The 17,291-nt window shown below is 52.8% G+C and carries 19 protein-coding genes and 1 pseudogene; 12 read left to right on the top strand and 8 right to left on the bottom strand.

From position 1 onward, the window contains the following. Positions 1-77 precede the first annotated feature (77 nt). Positions 78-299 (bottom strand): hypothetical protein, encoded by a 222-nt coding sequence (locus CSV86_RS16690; RefSeq protein WP_009394983.1) that lies wholly within the window; start codon positions 297-299, stop codon positions 78-80. Between the two features lie 267 nt (positions 300-566). On the opposite strand from CSV86_RS16690, the gene CSV86_RS16685 reads away from it, so the two are divergent. After that, a complete protein-coding gene (locus CSV86_RS16685) occupies positions 567-1,154 on the top strand; it encodes a hypothetical protein (RefSeq protein WP_009394982.1) in 588 nt (195 codons plus the stop codon). Between the two features lie 47 nt (positions 1,155-1,201). On the opposite strand, the gene CSV86_RS16680 is transcribed toward CSV86_RS16685, so the two are convergent. Beyond that, on the bottom strand, positions 1,202-2,629 hold the full coding sequence (locus CSV86_RS16680) for a heavy metal sensor histidine kinase (protein ID WP_009394978.1): 1,428 nt from the start codon (positions 2,627-2,629) through the stop codon (positions 1,202-1,204). Beyond that, complete coding sequence (locus tag CSV86_RS16675) at positions 2,626-3,300, bottom strand: heavy metal response regulator transcription factor (RefSeq protein ID WP_009394976.1); 675 nt, start codon at positions 3,298-3,300, stop codon at positions 2,626-2,628. The genes CSV86_RS16680 and CSV86_RS16675 overlap by 4 nt, the downstream gene beginning before the upstream one ends. A 661-nt stretch (positions 3,301-3,961) precedes the next feature. On the opposite strand from CSV86_RS16675, the gene CSV86_RS16670 reads away from it, so the two are divergent. Next, positions 3,962-4,288, top strand: coding sequence for a DUF2790 domain-containing protein (locus CSV86_RS16670; protein WP_009394973.1), 327 nt, complete (start codon positions 3,962-3,964; stop codon positions 4,286-4,288). Positions 4,289-4,404: 116 nt separating this feature from the next. On the opposite strand, the gene CSV86_RS16665 is transcribed toward CSV86_RS16670, so the two are convergent. Then, positions 4,405-5,310 carry a cation diffusion facilitator family transporter gene (locus tag CSV86_RS16665; RefSeq protein WP_037058636.1) on the bottom strand — a complete coding sequence of 302 codons (906 nt, stop codon included), beginning with the start codon at positions 5,308-5,310 and terminating at the stop codon, positions 4,405-4,407. A gap of 54 nt (positions 5,311-5,364) precedes the next feature. Then, positions 5,365-5,703: a zinc ribbon domain-containing protein gene (locus tag CSV86_RS33455; RefSeq protein WP_075805335.1), complete on the bottom strand. Its 339-nt coding sequence runs from the start codon at positions 5,701-5,703 to the stop codon at positions 5,365-5,367. A gap of 484 nt (positions 5,704-6,187) precedes the next feature. Here CSV86_RS33455 and CSV86_RS16655 point away from each other — a divergent pair, with 484 nt between their 5' ends. The 7 genes from CSV86_RS16655 (at position 6,188) to CSV86_RS16625 (ending at position 11,843) form a co-directional block, all read left to right on the top strand. Next, positions 6,188-7,900, top strand: a complete 1,713-nt coding sequence (locus tag CSV86_RS16655; RefSeq protein WP_043860449.1) for a phosphoethanolamine transferase — start codon at positions 6,188-6,190, stop codon at positions 7,898-7,900. A 311-nt stretch (positions 7,901-8,211) separates the two neighbouring features. Further along, on the top strand, positions 8,212-8,778 hold the full coding sequence (locus CSV86_RS16650; RefSeq protein WP_009394968.1) for a type II secretion system protein M: 567 nt from the start codon (positions 8,212-8,214) through the stop codon (positions 8,776-8,778). A gap of 232 nt (positions 8,779-9,010) precedes the next feature. Continuing rightward, positions 9,011-9,214, top strand: coding sequence for a hypothetical protein (locus tag CSV86_RS16645; protein ID WP_009394964.1), 204 nt, complete (start codon positions 9,011-9,013; stop codon positions 9,212-9,214). Positions 9,215-10,231: 1,017 nt separating this feature from the next. After that, a complete protein-coding gene (locus CSV86_RS16640; RefSeq protein ID WP_009394961.1) occupies positions 10,232-10,528 on the top strand; it encodes a hypothetical protein in 297 nt (98 codons plus the stop codon). A 141-nt stretch (positions 10,529-10,669) separates the two neighbouring features. Further along, complete coding sequence (locus CSV86_RS16635; RefSeq protein ID WP_170394881.1) at positions 10,670-10,996, top strand: hypothetical protein; 327 nt, start codon at positions 10,670-10,672, stop codon at positions 10,994-10,996. Positions 10,997-11,038: 42 nt separating this feature from the next. Further along, on the top strand, positions 11,039-11,287 hold the full coding sequence (locus CSV86_RS16630) for a hypothetical protein (RefSeq protein ID WP_009394956.1): 249 nt from the start codon (positions 11,039-11,041) through the stop codon (positions 11,285-11,287). A gap of 97 nt (positions 11,288-11,384) precedes the next feature. Further along, a complete protein-coding gene (locus CSV86_RS16625) occupies positions 11,385-11,843 on the top strand; it encodes a GNAT family N-acetyltransferase (protein ID WP_240160522.1) in 459 nt (152 codons plus the stop codon). Positions 11,844-12,763: 920 nt separating this feature from the next. Here CSV86_RS16625 and CSV86_RS16620 read toward each other — a convergent pair. After that, on the bottom strand, positions 12,764-13,078 hold the full coding sequence (locus CSV86_RS16620) for an ArsR/SmtB family transcription factor (RefSeq protein WP_000349485.1): 315 nt from the start codon (positions 13,076-13,078) through the stop codon (positions 12,764-12,766). A gap of 141 nt (positions 13,079-13,219) precedes the next feature. On the opposite strand from CSV86_RS16620, the gene CSV86_RS16615 reads away from it, so the two are divergent. The 3 genes from CSV86_RS16615 to CSV86_RS16610 are packed head-to-tail and all read left to right on the top strand — an operon-like array spanning position 13,220 to position 15,513. Beyond that, entirely contained in the window at positions 13,220-14,044 is an 825-nt protein-coding gene (locus CSV86_RS16615; RefSeq protein WP_283811596.1) for a permease, read from the top strand. After that, positions 13,993-14,223, top strand: a complete 231-nt coding sequence (locus CSV86_RS32770) for a permease (protein WP_311985846.1) — start codon at positions 13,993-13,995, stop codon at positions 14,221-14,223. The genes CSV86_RS16615 and CSV86_RS32770 overlap by 52 nt, the downstream gene beginning before the upstream one ends. Positions 14,224-14,235: 12 nt before the next feature. Beyond that, entirely contained in the window at positions 14,236-15,513 is a 1,278-nt protein-coding gene (locus CSV86_RS16610; RefSeq protein ID WP_000610830.1) for an ISL3 family transposase, read from the top strand. Positions 15,514-15,562: 49 nt separating this feature from the next. On the opposite strand, the pseudogene CSV86_RS16600 reads toward CSV86_RS16610, so the two are convergent. Next, positions 15,563-16,755, bottom strand: a pseudogene (locus tag CSV86_RS16600) (ISL3-like element ISPpu12 family transposase); the annotation flags it as partial. 21 nt (positions 16,756-16,776) lie between these two features. Next, a complete protein-coding gene (gene lspA, locus CSV86_RS16595; RefSeq protein ID WP_003821921.1) occupies positions 16,777-17,289 on the bottom strand; it encodes a signal peptidase II in 513 nt (170 codons plus the stop codon). Positions 17,290-17,291: the final 2 nt, after the last annotated feature.

Below are 17,291 nucleotides of genomic sequence, written 5' to 3'. Positions count from 1 at the left end.
GGATGAAAAAAAGCCAGGTATTAACCTGGCTTTTTTGTTGACTGCTACCCTCATCAGAGTTCCTAGTTTATCGTCGATCAGTTATCGGACTTTTCCTTGGCATCTTTGCGCTCTTTTTGTTTCTCTTGAGCGACCTGCTGCTTTTTCTGATCCGATGAATCATCGCTCCATATGCGTGCCTGCTCAGCCCGGAAATTTTCGTTGAATTTTTTCGCTCGATCAAATCCGTCTTCAGCATGGGCGGTAGTCATCAGACCGAACAGCAAGCTTCCAAGAGCGATAGATTTTACAAATTTCATGTTGAACCTCGGTATTTACTAGACCTCCCTGACTAGGGGTCTTTGTTGTTTTGTAGTTTAGGGAAGCGAAGCTAACGACAAGGTGAGGTATTAATTACAATTCCGTAATTTTAGCGTGCGGCAGGATGCGTTCTAAGTCTGGATCTGGAAGGATCAGACCTATCGCCGGAATTGCTGAAAGAAAATTTCAGTTATCCAGTAAATTACAATTTTGATATCTACCACCGTAGTTTCGTGCGGCATTGCAGTCCGCACCAGGAGATAGCTATGAATGAAATTGAGCCTTGGGCAGTTGCCATGAATGATTTTCGCCGCTGCGCTGAAAATCTTTCTGCCCAGGTCGATGAGCTGACATCTCAGACACGGCTTTCTAGCGCTGTCTTGGAGAGGTCGAACGAGATGGTGGAGCAGGTAGAGGCTATAGGTCGGCAGATTCACGGGGAGGTTCGGAAGGCTGAGAAGGCTTGGTCCGATGGTGAAGAGGTCGCCTTACGCGCCGCGACAAAAGCGTACTCTGCCGCTTACCGTGGAGTCGACAGTGCCATCCAGCCTCTCATTTCAGAGCTTTCGATCGCTACCAGTGCCGCGAATGCTTCGCTCGCAGAACTCAAGCGTGCACCGGCACTGGCCAAGCGTTACGTAATGGTGGTGGCGACAGCATTTTTCATCCTGGCATTGATCTGTTCGTACTCGACCATGCGTCTGATTGATGCAGCCGGCCGTGTGAGCGCTCAAGAAAAGGTCAACGCTCAATATTTCTCACAGCTTTGGAAAAACGCCAACCCAGAAGAGCAACAGATCATAAAGTCAGTGATTTTAAGGGCCCCGATGGATCCTGTGGTCCTTAGGGACTGATGCTCTGGAATAAAGCAAAAGGCCCGTCTATTGACGGGCCTTTTTGATCACGCGATCGAGGCGGCGCTCATCGTAGAGTGGTTGAGCTGGGGTTGAGGAAAGTTAAGGTGAAACCAGGTGAAGTTTTCATCAGTCACTTCCACACCCGCCGAACCTTGGTGCAGGCTCATAATCGATTGAACGATGGCCAAGCCAAGCCCTGTACCACCTTCACTCCGTGCTCGGCTCTTGTCCACGCGGTAGAACCGTTCAAACAAATGGGCATGGTGTTCTTTAGCAATCCCGCGCCCCGGGTTGCCCACGCTTAAAGTAGTACCGTTTGCACTGCGGTGTACCTTCACGTAGACCGTGCGACCTCGGGGGCAGTATCGGATAGCATTTGATAGCAGATTCGAGACGGCACGCTGAATCATCAGACGATTACCGCGCACGGCGTCGTCGCTGCCCGAAATCTGGAGTTGGATCTCGCCGTCTTCAGCCGAAATACTGAAGAGATCGCAAACACGCTGAATCTCATCGACCAAGGATACGGTTTCGAACTCAACCATGGATGCAGGATGACTGACCTGCGCTAGGAACAACATGTCGGAAACCATACGGCTCATCCGATCCAGTTCTTCTGTGCAGGACTCGAGAACCTCGCGGTACTCGGACAGCGACCGCTCTCGGGTCAGGGCAACCTGGGCTTTCCCCATCAGATTGGACAATGGTGCTCTGAGCTCATGGGCAAGGTCATCAGAGAACTGCGAAAGCTGCTGAACCCCATCGTCCAGTCGAGCCAGCATGATATTGATTCCGTCTGCGAGCTCTTTGAGCTCTGCCGGCATTCCATCTGCCGGCAGGCGATGCTCGAGGCTCTCGGTCGAAATTTTGGAGGCAACCTTCAGGAACTTTGTTAAGGGCAGCAGGCCACGTCGCACAGTCCACCAGCCAATAGCTAGGATGAGCAAGAGAATAACGGGGGACATCATCAGAGCCCAGGTAAGCAGTGCGTCGAGCAGAGCCTCATTGGATGACTGGTCCATAGTCATGTAGACGCTTACTTCGGTGCCATCATCCAAGCGCATTACGCGGGACGTGCTGAGTAGTGGGCGGCCCTGGGTGTCGCGCCACTCATGTTCTTGCGCCGTCGCTCCAGCGTTGAATTTGCGTACCTCTAGATTCACCTGCTTCGAGCCGATCGAGAGCAGCGGCTGTCTGCTCGTTGTTGAATCGAAGATGCTCACATACAGATTATTGTGGCCCATGACCAGATCAACGAGCTGGTGCGCGTCTGCATTGACCCCGGAGATATCCGAGATGGTAGAAAGGTTGTGAGCCATTCCTTCCATTTTCACTTCGAGGTCAGTTCTGGCGTTTCTTTCAAGAGCTTGACCCACCATCAGGTACCCGAAGGTGGCGAACAGAAGCAGCAACCCTGCGCTCATCAATCCAACTTTTAATCCTAGCTTCGCAGCCAGGCTGAAAGGCCTCATGCGCGCTCCTCAAAAACGTACCCAACGCCTCGAAGCGTATGAATTAGCTTGGTTTCAAATGGATCATCAATCTTCGAGCGTAAGCGCCGAATAGCGACATCGATGACATTGGTGTCGCAGTCAAAATTCATGTCCCATACCAACGAGATGATCTGTGAACGGGTCAGCGCTTCGCCCGCTCTGCTCATGAGCAGATGCAGGAGGGCAAACTCCTTGGTGGTGAGGTCGATGCGTGTGCTGCCGCGAAAGACTCTATGCCGTACGGAGTCAAGCTCCAGGTCGGCAATTTTAAGTAGGGTCTTCTCGACCAACTCATCACCGCGCCTCTGCAATGAGCGAATACGGGCTAACAACTCTGGAAACTCGAACGGCTTCACGAGATAGTCATCAGCCCCGCCGTCCAAGCCTTTGAGCTTGTCATTTATGCGCCCGCGGGCAGTCAGCATGATGATGCGCACTCTACTGGTTTTCCGGATGGTCTCCAACAAGTCCCAGCCATCAATACCTGGGAGGTTAACATCCAGTAGAACGAGCGAGTAGTCGTTGGTATAGAACTGGTGCAAGGCGTCAACGCCATTATGCACGATGTCTACGATGTATCCGCTTTCGGATAGGCCCTGCTGAAGATATTCAGCAGTTTTAATTTCGTCTTCCACTATTAAAATGCGCATAACCTATCTCAAAGTATGGGAAGGAGTTGGCCTAATCCACAAAAAGCTTTCATTTTTTGAAAGTTTAGCCGAGGGCATATAGTGTGGTATTCGCTACTTCTGTGCGTACGCCTTGGTCACCTGATTGCACTCGAATCTTAACGCGAAGAAGGTAGCTGCGGCGAAATCCTACAAATTTGTAATGTAGTAGCAAGACTGCTGACAGTCACGCTGACTTACCTTCCTCAGCATAGCGGATCCTGCGGCTTCCAGCGGCTTTCTGCGCTGGTGGTTGAGGAGGATTCGGCCGTTCACGGACAGCATTTCTGCCAGAACAGTTGGGGCCTGCGCGCGGCACCCAATGACACCTTGGCAGGCGTCGCTAATTTGACTCAGCGATCAGGGCCTCTCTGCATTAGACGTGCTTGTCTTTTCATCCCAAGTAGGCAGGGAATCTACTCTGCAATTACAATCTGTTACATGTCCAAATTGTAATTGCACCATCATCTTGTCGTCAGCCGCCTTTGTTATTTTGACCGCAGCACGCAGGCAGCGCTGCTTTGGGGCGTTATGCTCCGAAAATCTGCTCACGCCGATGCATTCGCCTTAGAACCATCTGCTCCTTTGGTAAGGTGAATTTTAGCGCCCTGTTTAGGGCGCTTTTTTTATTAATGGACTTATCATGAAAACAACTAGATCTGCTATCGCCGTGTTCATGCTTTTTTCCGCGCTGTCGACAAATGCCCACAGTAGTATGCAGGCCAATGAGGAACTTGAGCGGTCTGCCAAAGACGCTACCGCGCGCTACGCACAGAGCACGAAGAAGCCTATGCCTGAAGTTGAAGACTACGCTTACGGTATAAAGTTGGACGTTAGTAAGCTAGTGTACGTATCGCCTAACGTTCGTCAATGTGGCAGCGTCAATAGCATGATGAGCTATGAGGATTCTAAAGGTGAACTACACATGGTTCGCTACTTGGTGAATGGTGAGTGCATAAATAGTCGGTGAGCAACCACAACTGGGTGCTCCCAAGCATTGGCTCACAGGTGTTCGCAAATTACTCCCGCTCATTGACACTTTCGACTTGGAAGGTGTCAATGGCGGTCAGAAGTTACCGACTGATGTCAGTGGGTCGGCGATGGAGTACTTTCGTGGAACGATTCGCGCTCGATCTGAATGGTGCAGTGGTGTATTTCAAATGCACTGCTGACAGCGTCGACGACAGCCGCCAGTACAGTGTCTGCATCTGCTGAGTCCCGCACTACAACGTGCGATGTCAGTACGTTACTGCCACTACTCACCGCCCAAACGTGCAGATCATGGACGCCAGTCACCCCCTCGACACTGAGGATAGTGGACTCGATTGCCTCAACTTCCAGGCCTCTGGGAACCCCTTCCATAAGAATGCCCAAGCTCTCGCGAAGCAATTGCCATGTGCGCGGCAATACCCATAAGCCAATTGCAACGGCGACAATCGTGTCTACCCAGCCCCACCCCGTGAACCGGATAATGAGAGCTGCGATGATCACGCCCACCGAGCCGAGCATATCGCTCCAGACTTCGAGGTAGGCCCCCTTGACGTTGAGGCTCTCATTGCTGGCAGATGCGAGTAGTCGCATCGAAATGAGATTCACGATCAATCCAGCGATCGCGATCCACATCATCGCCCCGGTGGCGATCTCCGCGGGCATGAAGAAACGCTGGTAGGCCTCATACAAGATGTACATTGCCACCAAGAAAAGCAGCACGGCGTTAAATGTGGACGCGAGAATCTCCAGGCGCGCATAGCCAAAGGTTCTTTTCTGGTCCGCGGGACGCTTGGCAATCTGAAGTGCAATCAATGAGATCGCCAAAGCGGCGGTGTCCGTAAACATGTGAGAAGCGTCCGACAAAAGCGCTAGGCTGCCGGTTATCCACGCGCCAATTACCTCTGCGATCATGAAGCTGCCAGTCAAGGCTAGCGCCATGACCAGCTTTTTCTGATGCCCTTCACGCACCGCAGCACTACCATGATCATGATTTGACCCCACGTATTTCTCCTTGTGTAGAGCTCTAGTCGCGTTGTCTTTTCTGGCTAGCTTGCCTTAGAGAGCTGCTTGACCACACTGGCTGCAGAATCTTGCTCCGGCACTCATTGGAGAGCCGCAGGCGGAGCAACCATTTGTTAGTGGTACTCCGCAGTTTAGACAAAAACGCGCTGACGGTTCGTTTGTGGTCCTGCACTGCCTACAGTTCTGTGGAGCTTTGATTGAGGATTGGGCTGCCGGGGGTGTGCCGTCGATTGAATGATTGCGACTTTCGCAGTTTTGAGGATCATCACGCCGCTCGTGTCGAGCGCTTCCATGCCCCCTGTCGTGGTGTTTGCCGCCGCTGTGGCTCCCTCGACCGTGATTGCTACCCAAGAGATCTTTGAAAAACTTCATGACGTTCGCCCTCATTAATGGGTGATCTACGAGCGGTGTCGGATAAATGATCATCCGCTCAAGAACATGGACTTCTAATTAGTGATCTAAGTTCAAATGTAACGCGCGATAGATCTAGCTAGACTTGCTGTTGACATATGATTAATTTGCGCATGCAGTATGAAGTATTTGACGGCTTAGTATTGGCTACTTTTTAGCATAACGTTAGCGATAGCAAACGGGAAGTCGTTGCGCTGATTCTGTCAACATTGTAATCAGGAGGTCATCGTGTAGTTATCAGATGAAAGAAATAATGACTCTAGAAAAATCCATTCCTCCTCTAATCCTTCTGCCTTACGAATCCTAAGCGCTCTCAAGTCCCGAAGCTCATGGTCTCCGGTGCCCCGACACCGCATGCCCGTCCAGTGTTGGTCGATGGCTTGCGTGTTACCTCCGTAAATTCCATAGCAAGCGCTATGGGTGAGCAGCATCTCAGAGCTTGATAATGACACCTCCAGAATTCGACGTTAAAACCCTGCCTGGAAAATTGGCACTTTTTATTCGTAATGCTCGGAAGGAGGGAGTCAGTACTAATCTGTTAGTCGGTTTCGTAACTGCTTGGTTACTGACTTTCGCAAACTCTGAGCTTTGGGCGCTGATTTGGAAGCTGGTGTTCAAGAAAAATGATATTAACTGGTTGCTTGCCGGCAGCCTGCCGGTGCTTGTGTTCGCTTGGGTTTTTACAGTGCTCAGCTTGTTGTCGTGGTGGCGGCTCGCCAAACCACTGCTGTGCCTAGTCCTGATTAGTGCGGCTTTTGCAAGCTACTTTATGAGTACTTACGGTATCGTTATTGACTACACAATGTTCACCAACGTTGTGGAGACCGACATCGGTGAAGTGTTCGAGTTATTGAATTGGAAGCTTTTCCTTTGGGTTGCCATTGTAGGAGGCTTGCCCGTTTACATAATTAGCCAGGTTCCCATCCGGCGAAAGCCTTGGGCGAAGGCCCTGGCCAGTAGACTTGTTGTCCTTTCACTAGCGCTGGTCGCCCTTTCCGGCATCCTGCTGAGTCAGTATCAGTCGTATGCCTCCTTGCTGAGAAATAACCGAGAGATTCGACTTATTCTGGTACCTACCAATCTGTTTGCAGCCGGTCATGGGTACCTGAAACGCCAACTGGCCACGCCTAAAACACTGACGGTCATAGGTTCCGATGCAGTGGTAAATCGTCAAGGTGCAGTTCGAAAGCCCAAGCTATTAGTACTGGCTCTGGGAGAGACCGCGCGCGCTGCCAACTTCTCTCTCAACGGCTACTCACGTGAGACCAATCCAGAGCTTCAAAAGCGCAATGTAATCAGTTTCTCGAACGTCAGTTCTTGCGGCACAGCTACTGCAGTTTCGCTGCCGTGTATGTTTCTCGATGTCGGAAAGGATGGATACAAAGATGGCTTAGCCAAGAGTCGTGAAGGGTTGCTTGACGTGCTTCAGCGGGCTGGCATCAACGTCATGTGGACTGATAACAATTCGGGATGCAAAGGGGTCTGTGACCGCGTCCCCAACCGCAAGGTTGCCCTCAGTACAGACTCCCAGCTATGCACCAGTGACGAGTGCAAGGACGGGGTACTACTCGCTGAGATGGAGGACTTCATCAAGAGCTTGGAGGGTGATGCTGTTCTAGTGCTCCACTACAAAGGAAGCCATGGCCCTGCCTACTACAAGCGCTACCCCTCGCAATTCAGGAAATTCGAGCCTGTCTGCGAGACGAATGAACTCGACAAATGTAAGCAGCAAGAGGTGGTCAACGCCTACGATAACTCGATTTTGTACACCGACTACGTGACATCTGCGCTGATCGATATTCTCGCTGCGAACACTAGATTCGACACTGCACTCATGTACGTCTCTGACCACGGGGAGTCGCTGGGTGAGGGCGGTCTCTACCTACATGGGTTGCCCTATGCGATGGCTCCTAGTGAGCAAACCAAGGTTCCATTGGTGCTCTGGATGTCTGACCCGATGGCGAAGAACGAAGGACTCGATGTCGGTTGTCTAAGAGCCCAGGCAAGCTCACCGTTGAGCCATGACAATCTGTTCCACACAGTTCTCGGGATGATGAGCGTTCAGACATCCTCTTATCGTTCAATGCTGGACTTCACTGCACCTTGTAGGCCTCTGGACGTCAGCTCTAAGAGCGTTAGCTATCGCTCAATCCCTTGAACAGGGCTCGGCTAGAGCTTCGAGTCGTTGATGTTACGGCAGATCCCTAGGTACGGAGGTCCATCGAGAGCGCTTGAGCATGCATAGCTGGCTTGAGCTGAAGGCCTACAGGGTTGATGAGTCCGCCTAAAGTGAGCTCGTCCCTGGTTGTGTCAAACTATATTATTCGCCGCAGAGTGCCTTTTTCGATGAAGCATCTGCTTGTGTCAAACTATAATTCGTTTGCTGCGGTAGGCCGCATCGCTGGAGGCCACGGAATCCGGGGGGCTTTGTGTCAAACTATATTATGAGCCTCCAAAAGGAGATTCGATATGGCGTTAATCCAGTGGTGGACCAGCATCTCTTCATCAGAACAAGCAGCTTGGATCCAAGCTGTAGGATCGGTAGCAGCAATCTGCGTTGCTGTGGCAATTCCCGCTATTACGAGCTTGAGCCAAAGACGGGCAAAGGCAGCTGACAATGCAGAAAAGGCGAAAAACCTAATCCTCAACTTCTACCCGTCGTTGCTCAGAATGAACCGGTCATTAGACCGATTTATAGAAACAACCGACTCTGCATATTCCGAGGATGATGGTTTTATCAACATCGATCCCGATGACGGCGACTTTCAAAAGCACATTCCAGATCTGTTGGCCGCAGCTTCTTCGCTTGCACAGTTTCCCTCAGCCGTCGCTGGGCCTCTGAGGGCATTGTTGTATCGCTTGATAGACATGCAGCACTGGCTCGAATCCATTCCTGCAATCCAGCGTTCTGGGTCGCCAGGTTTCTACAGAAATAATCTGGATGACATTCGCGAGCGAGCGATTGAGCTGAATGTGCTGACAGGCAAAGCGCTTGAAGCGTGCTCCACCTCGCTCCAGGAAAAACCGAATCATTGAGGAAAACGCGTGATGACTACTGATCAAGCAGGCCCGCTAAGCACGCTCTCTGATGATGTAAGGATGCCATGGGAGTCCAACTGTGCAGATGAGATTTTCCTGGTCAGCGACTCGGAGGATGAAGGCTGGCGCATCGGTCATTTTCAGGGGGCGCAGCCCTGGCTGCCTACATTGTGTCCATGCACAACGCAGCACTAGCCGCTGCTGAGTAAAGTTAAGGGAAACCGCGACCATGAACCAGCTTGAAGCACCCCGCACACTGGAAGCTGTTGCATCACAAGCCGCTAAGGAACTGGGCGCGGTACTGGCTATCGGGTATGCCCTGACGGCATCCGATTTGCCGATCATTCGCCGCCGATTGGATGAGGTTATCCAGGCGACCAACGCAGCCATTCAAGCGTGCGAGCAAAGCAACTCGCAGAAGACAGACAAGTAGGAAACCCGTCGTGCAGGGAAGGACAATGAGAATGAGTGAATTTGTAAGCAGGGTTCCGCGGGGAATCAGTTTCTGCGTGGTCTTGAGTGCCATGCTTGCTGCTCAAGGAAGTGCATTCGCTGGAAAGCTTGGGCAGGCGTTCGGAACAGCCGCTGGCACAGCTGGTGGAGCTGTTGGAGGAGGCGTCTCCGCGGAAGCAACTCGTCAGGCTCTGGCCGCAAAAGGGATGTCTGAGGACGATTTTTTTCGAGAGTTGTTCTCCCGAGGTATTCCAAGGGCAACACAGGGTCTCCCGAAAATGGTGGATGCTGATACTCAGCTTTACGACGTCACAGGGAAAGGTAGGGAGTGGGGGTATTGGTACCGATTCCCGCGGTACTCCTCTCTGGAACTCGACCAGTCGCAGTGAGGAAATCGATTGCTCCATCACTTGTCAGCCAGGTTTGTTCAACGCCGGCCATGGTGAGGCCATTTTTGGATCTTGGAGGATCCTACCGATATAACTATGTCGGGAAGGACGGCAAGTTGGTGATGTCCATTCTTGTCAGCCGGCAGGACTGCAACTGAGCCAATCGTGATCAGTCGATGATAAGGAAAATCGCTGCACCCACAAGCCCGCCAGTCGGGGCTAAGCCAGTTAAAGGGCGCCTATCTCGCGTCCGCTAAATCGAAGGAATGATCCCATGACGAACGCACTATGGCCTGAATGGGCCACTTTCCAATGTCCTTTCTGCGATGAGAGTCATCGGGTGCGACTGGCCCGTGACGCCCTCAACGGACCATTTGATGATGAGGGGAACCAAACCCCTGACCCCGTTGATTTCGCTTACTGCCCAAGGCCGATACGGATCCGCCGTTGGTTGTTGCACTTCAAGCTGATCGCCGTGTTTTGAAAGAGTCGGCCCCCGCCTCGATGACGTTCGAAGACACCGGCAGTCACTGGATGTAAGTAGATAGGAAACCGGCGCTGCGATTGTCCTGAACGCAAAATTACCATCAGATTACAAGGAGCAAGTCATGACTTCATCGAACCATCCCCTTCTAAAATTTCTCGCTACTCTCCCTCAGTTCCACTCCCAGCTGTTGCATAGCGTTGTCATAGATATGCGTTCCGGAGCTGTCGTCTCGAAATACGATGGGGGTGACGAACCGAAACACCGTCATAGCCTGTTGATCCGCTGGCCAGCGCAAACATTTGCTGGACAGATCATCATCGATGGCGAGAAGTACGCTCGATTGCAGGTTATGGAAGCTGTCGATTTGGGAGCTAATGAAGGGGGCCTGTCGCAAGCACTGGTTGAGGCACTGGCCTGATCTGATCCGACCCTATTGCGAATAGATGGGAAAACGAAACTATTGCGAGGACCATAGAGTGACCACTTTTGGGCGCGGTATCAGATTTAATAATGGCAGGACACTGACGATCAAGATCAGGTGGTAGAGAAGAAGGCCCCTGTGAGATATATCGATGGGTTTGACGATACGTTTGAGATGACTGGCGGCGTAGAGGCTACGCCTGATTCGGTGTGGGATTTTATAAAGACGCGCGGCGATACGGCAAGAATGTGGTTGCCTGATGGCTCTCCTGAGTTAGGGCGATGGGCTGCTAACCTAGCGAGCGTTGGCTGGAGTCTTGAAAAGCAAAATGATCAGATATATCTCTTCATAACCAACGACAGCGAACGTAGTTTTGAAGGCGCGTTGTTCTTAGAAGGCGACGTTAAGTCATTTGTCACCATGAATTGGGACGCGAACCGAATTTACAAGGTCTTCACAATGTGATGGCTCGGTGATCGGCGACCCATATAGAGCAAGGAAAGCAATATGCCCATCGAATCTACCAGCGAGTTTGCCATTCATGCCAAGACGATCTTGCAGCAACCACCGCTGCAAGCACTTGTACTGCATCTGTGGGACGCCAAAGAATATCCGTTCGACTTAGGCTCTCAGCTGCGTGCGATGGATGCCAGAAATTACAACTTTATGCTGACATTGATTTATGCGTTCAGGCGGAATGGGCCAGAGGACCAAGCGTTCCAGGACCTAGCCCAGCAATTGGTTGAAAGCAGATAGGAAACCGTGGCGGCACTACATCTGGTGTTGCTGAGCAGATTATCGAACGCAACATCTAGTGTTGGAAGTGAGGGACGTTATGAGAATCGCAGATCCGATGGATGCCTTGGTCAGCCTGCAAAGGGAGGTTCGCCGAGGTATGCCGACTGACCCCACTGAGTTGAGTCCTGGTGTCAGAGTTGTTCTTGACCAACCGAATGGCGTAATCCGCTACACATATGCTCGGATTGAACATGGGCGAGTGAAGGCGATCGCCATTTTTGTCCACCATGAACCCATTGACGGGGTGCCTTGCTTCAACCTGGGGTATGCAGTACCCGAAGCGTACTGCAATCGTGGTTGGGCAGGCATGATCATTGAGCAGGGTATTCAAGAGTTGCGTCACGGGCTTGGTCGTCACGGTGCGAAGTCTTTCTATGTTGAAGCCGTGGTAGGCGCAGACAATATCGCCTCTCAGCGGGTTGCATCCAAGATCATTTCAGATTCACCAACTGCAGGCATCGACTCCGAGTCCGGGGAGCCCGTACTCCAATACACACGATTGGTTGAGTGCTGATCTAGGAAACCGAGCGATGAAACATGTAACCAGATCAGAATTAATCGAGTCAGTTCCAACTGAAATGGATCGCATCTGGGGCCAGAGGGTTTCGGCGGTGAAGCTGAAGCCTATTTGTGGCTGGAGGAGCACTTTGGGATATCGGAAAAGGAAGACGTGCAGTGGCAGGACGTACTTTCGGATTGGGCAGGCACGGTTGACGAAGATACGGCGGATCTGGAAGAGCACGAAATAAACCAAGTGAAGTCGTTTCTCCAGCACGATTCGAGCGTGACTGCTTTCCTGGAGTCGTTGCTTCAGCGCTACAAAAGCTGTTATGCGACGTATCCAAGCTAACAGCGAGGAAAAAGCCCGCTGTACCCAAGCCCTGGCCTCAGAATCCGGGGCCTTGTGCGTAGAGGGGCGCCCTTTTAGCGTTCTAGTATGGGAGAGAAAAAGTGACGGACTACTTCAGTGATCGCGAGAACGGACCTGTTCCTCGCATAGATCAGGTAATTTCGCCGGTTGCTTGGGCCGGTATTGTTGCTTTGGTTCAGAGATATATAGCCAACGGTGGTTTTGGCTTCCACTTTCCGGGTATACGGATTTAATGGTTGATGGGGCACCTTCACCCCATCAATCTGATACCACCCTCAGATGGTTGATAGATCGACTCCGTAGTTGAGTTCCTCTGCGAAGTCCGGCAGTCCGTAACCGATGGTTTTCTTGTAGAAAGGAGAGACCTTCGCAGTCGGTGCCTTCTTCGGGTATCCGGAATTTCTGGTTGATAAAATGCCAAAGATGTAAAGAAGAAAATCTTTCTCAGCGGATTATCTGATTGATCCTCTTCAGCCTACTCTACTGCCAATTTTCTGTTTCCACCTTCGCCTGAGTCTTCATAGCGATGCTGACTAGGGAGGACAGCGAGAGCTGGGCAAGCGTCAAAGCGGTTCTGGTTCATGCGCAATCCGGACACCTGCACAACATTCCTCTTGTAAGAAACCGATCAAATTCTCTAGGTGCCCATACTCGGGTATACAGACAATCGTGCGGCTATGTTTCTCCTGCCGGATCAGCCCTACCTTGGCCATGCGCGCAAGGTGATGTGATAGCGTCGAAGCAGGAATACCCAGCCCCTTCTGGATATCTCCGACCGAAGCCCCATCATGGCCAGCTTTGACCAGAAAGCGGAACACGGACAGTCGGTGACTATTCCCTAGCTCAGCTAAGCTGGCTGCAACCTTTTCGTGATCCATAGCACGCCCCAATAATTCGATGTTTCTAGAATTATAGTTGACAGGTCGGATAAACGCAAGTAGGCTGCGTACATCATTTCGACAATACTAGAAATATAGGAGTAATATTGAATGTCATCTCAACTCCAAGACGCTCTAGGCATGTTCGCCTTTCTCGCTATCGAGCTATCGGTTTTATTCATTGGCATTAGCTTGCTGGTCGGAGTTCTTCAACGTCACATCCCACCATCCAAGGTGGAAGCGTTACTGACTTCCAGTGGGAAGCGAGGCTATTTTCTTGCTGCTGGTTTAGGAGCTATAACGCCCTTCTGTAGTTGCTCGACTATCCCCATGTTGAAAGGGTTGATTCGGGCACGGGCCGGTTTTGGGCCGATGATGGTGTTTCTTTTCTCATCTCCGTTGCTGAATCCTATCGTCGTCGGCCTGCTGGTTGCCACGTTTGGATGGACACTTACTGCTATCTATGTGCTCGCCGCTTTGGTGGTCGCGGTAGGTGCCGGATGGCTGCTTCACACGCTTGGCTTCGAGCGTTATGTGCGCCGGACGGCGACACAAGAGAGCAGTGGATGTAGTTCATCAGCAAGCCCGTGCAGTGCTACATCGACCGCATCGAGTTGCGGCACCAACAGCTGCGACACCACTCCGAAGACGGCTTCTTGCGGGGCTGATAGGAAGACAACAGTCTCTACGTCTAGCGAATGCTGTGACAGTCAACCCACTGTCACGGTTAAGAAAGAAGGGAAGTACAGTGGTGTGTGGCGGGAAGCTTGGTCGGACTTTATCGATGTGTTGCCTTACCTGCTCATCGGTATTGCGATTGGCAGCGTGATCTATGGTTTCATGCCCACTGACTTATTGGAGCAGTATGCAGGCCCAGATAATCCTTTGCCATTCCAGTTGCCGCTGTCATCGGCGTGCCGTTGTATATTCGCGCTGAAGCCGTCATACCTCTGGCAGCGGCTCTGATGGCCAAAGGCGTGGGTGCCGGGACGGTGCTAGCGTTGATCATCGGCAGTGCCGGAGCCAGCCTGACTGAGCTCATTCTGTTGCGCTCTTTGTTCACGCTGAAGCTTTTAGCGGCGTTTTTAGCAGTCATTTTTGCTATGGCGATGATTGCCGGTTACGCCACCTACCTGTTTTTCTGATCAAGGCGGGAGATGATTAATTCGTTAAGCCTTCCTGGGTACCAGTTGGTGGATTCTGATGAGCAGAATGAAGACATACATTTTCGGCTTGAAGCACCTACACCAGTAGCCTGCGAGGGGTGCGGCGTGCAGGGTGAGTTCGTGCGGTTCGGCAAGCGTGACGTTCCCTATCGTGATCTGCCCATCCACGGCAAGCGGGTCACTCTCTGGGTGGTCCGCCGCCGATACACCTGCCGGGCCTGCAAGACAACATTCAGGCCCCAGCTACCGGAGATGGTGGACGGATTCCGTATGACACTGCGGCTGCATGAGTACGTGGAGAAGGAATCCTTCAACCACCCCTACACCTTTGTGGCGGCACAGACCGGCCTGGACGAGAAGACGGTGCGCGACATCTTCAACGCCCGCGCCGAGTTCCTGGGGCGCTGGCACCGCTTCGAGACGCCCCGCATCCTGGGCATTGACGAGCTATACCTGAACAAGCGCTACCGCTGCATTCTGACCAACATTGAGGAGCGAACCCTGCTCGACCTGCTGGCCACCCGCCGCCAGGACGTGGTGACCAACTACCTGATGAAGCTGAAAGACCGGCAGAAGGTCGAGATCGTCAGCATGGACATGTGGAACCCCTACCGGGCAGCGGTCAAGGCTGTGCTGCCCCAGGCCCGTATCGTGGTCGATAAGTTCCATGTGGTGCGCATGGCCAACGATGCCCTAGAGAGAGTGCGCAAGGGCCTCAGAAAGGAGCTGAAACCGTCCCAGAGCCGGACTCTCAAGGGAGACCGGAAAATCCTGCTGAAACGCGCTCACGAAGTCTCAGACCGGGAGCGCCTCATCATGGAGACCTGGACAGGCGCGTTCCCGCAACTGCTGGCCGCCTACGAGCACAAGGAGCGCTTCTACGGCATCTGGGACGCCACCACACGGCTCCAGGCAGAAGCCGCCCTGGACGAGTGGATAGCCACCATCCCGAAGGGCCAAAAGGAAGTCTGGAGCGATCTGGTCAGGGCAGTGGGAAACTGGCGCGAAGAGACCATGACCTACTTCGAGACGGACATGCCCGTCACCAACGCTTACACGGAGTCCATCAACCGACTGGCCAAGGACAAGAACCGTGAAGGGCGCGGTTACTCCTTCGAGGTGATGCGGGCACGAATGCTCTACACCACGAAGCACAAGAAGAAGGCACCGACTGCGAAGGTCTCTCCTTTCTACAAGAAAACCATCGGTTACGGACTGCCGGACTTCGCAGAGGAACTCAACTACGGAGTCGATCTATCAACCATCTGATAATGGTATCAGGTTGGTGGGGTAAAGGTGCCCCATCAACCATTAAATCCGTATACCCCTTCTTCTTGTGCTTCGTGGTGTAGAGCATTCGTGCCCGCATCACCTCGAAGGAGTAACCGCGCCCTTCACGGTTCTTGTCCTTGGCCAGTCGGTTGATGGACTCCGTGTAAGCGTTGGTGACGGGCATGTCCGTCTCGAAGTAGGTCATGGTCTCTTCGCGCCAGTTTCCCACTGCCCTGACCAGATCGCTCCAGACTTCCTTTTGGCCCTTCGGGATGGTGGCTATCCACTCGTCCAGGGCGGCTTCTGCCTGGAGCCGTGTGGTGGCGTCCCAGATGCCGTAGAAGCGCTCCTTGTGCTCGTAGGCGGCCAGCAGTTGCGGGAACGCGCCTGTCCAGGTCTCCATGATGAGGCGCTCCCGGTCTGAGACTTCGTGAGCGCGTTTCAGCAGGATTTTCCGGTCTCCCTTGAGAGTCCGGCTCTGGGACGGTTTCAGCTCCTTTCTGAGGCCCTTGCGCACTCTCTCTAGGGCATCGTTGGCCATGCGCACCACATGGAACTTATCGACCACGATACGGGCCTGGGGCAGCACAGCCTTGACCGCTGCCCGGTAGGGGTTCCACATGTCCATGCTGACGATCTCGACCTTCTGCCGGTCTTTCAGCTTCATCAGGTAGTTGGTCACCACGTCCTGGCGGCGGTGGCCAGCAGGTCGAGCAGGGTTCGCTCCTCAATGTTGGTCAGAATGCAGCGGTAGCGCTTGTTCAGGTATAGCTCGTCAATGCCCAGGATGCGGGGCGTCTCGAAGCGGTGCCAGCGCCCCAGGAACTCGGCGCGGGCGTTGAAGATGTCGCGCACCGTCTTCTCGTCCAGGCCGGTCTGTGCCGCCACAAAGGTGTAGGGGTGGTTGAAGGATTCCTTCTCCACGTACTCATGCAGCCGCAGTGTCATACGGAATCCGTCCACCATCTCCGGTAGCTGGGGCCTGAATGTTGTCTTGCAGGCCCGGCAGGTGTATCGGCGGCGGACCACCCAGAGAGTGACCCGCTTGCCGTGGATGGGCAGATCACGATAGGGAACGTCACGCTTGCCGAACCGTACGAACTCACCCTGCACGCCGCATTCCTCGCAGGCGATGGGATCGGGCACGTCCACCTGGAAGTGCATTTCGTCGTCGGTTGATTTGCAGCCCAGTACTTGGTATTGCGGCAGGTGAAGGATGTTGTCGGGAAGTTCGGTCATGGTGTTGTATAGGCGTAGGTGTCAGTCAGATCCATCCGACTCGGCATTGGTGTTTGCTTTTTTACCCAACAAGCTGCTGGAAACGAAAAGTAAGGCACCGAGGACAATTGCAATATCAGCCAGGTTGAAGGCCGGCCAATGCCAGTCTCGCCAATAGAAATCAAAGGAATCCACAACATAGCCGCGAAAGACCCGGTCAATCAGGTTGCCCATGGCGCCACCGAGGATAAGACTGTAAGCGATGGCTTCTCCTTTATGACGATTTTCAAGGATCAGCTTGATCAGAAAAATCGAGACCACTACCGCGATTCCGATAAAAAAGTAGCGCTGCCAGCCTCCACCATTCGCAAAAAGACTGAATGCGGCACCGGTGTTCCATAGGTGCACCCAGTTAAAGAACGGGGTCACCGAAACATACTCGCCATAGGCCATTGATTGCTGCACCAGCCACTTTACAGCCTGATCAGACGCTGCCAGCAGGCCCGATATGGACAATAGGGCATACGGCGAGAGCTTTTTGCCAATAATGAGCATTA

The sequence above is a fragment of the Pseudomonas bharatica CSV86 genome (assembly GCF_000319305.2).
Lineage (GTDB): Bacteria > Pseudomonadota > Gammaproteobacteria > Pseudomonadales > Pseudomonadaceae > Aquipseudomonas > Aquipseudomonas bharatica.
The sequence above is the reverse complement of the archived record's forward strand: the minus strand, read 5'-3'. Positions and strand labels throughout refer to the sequence as shown.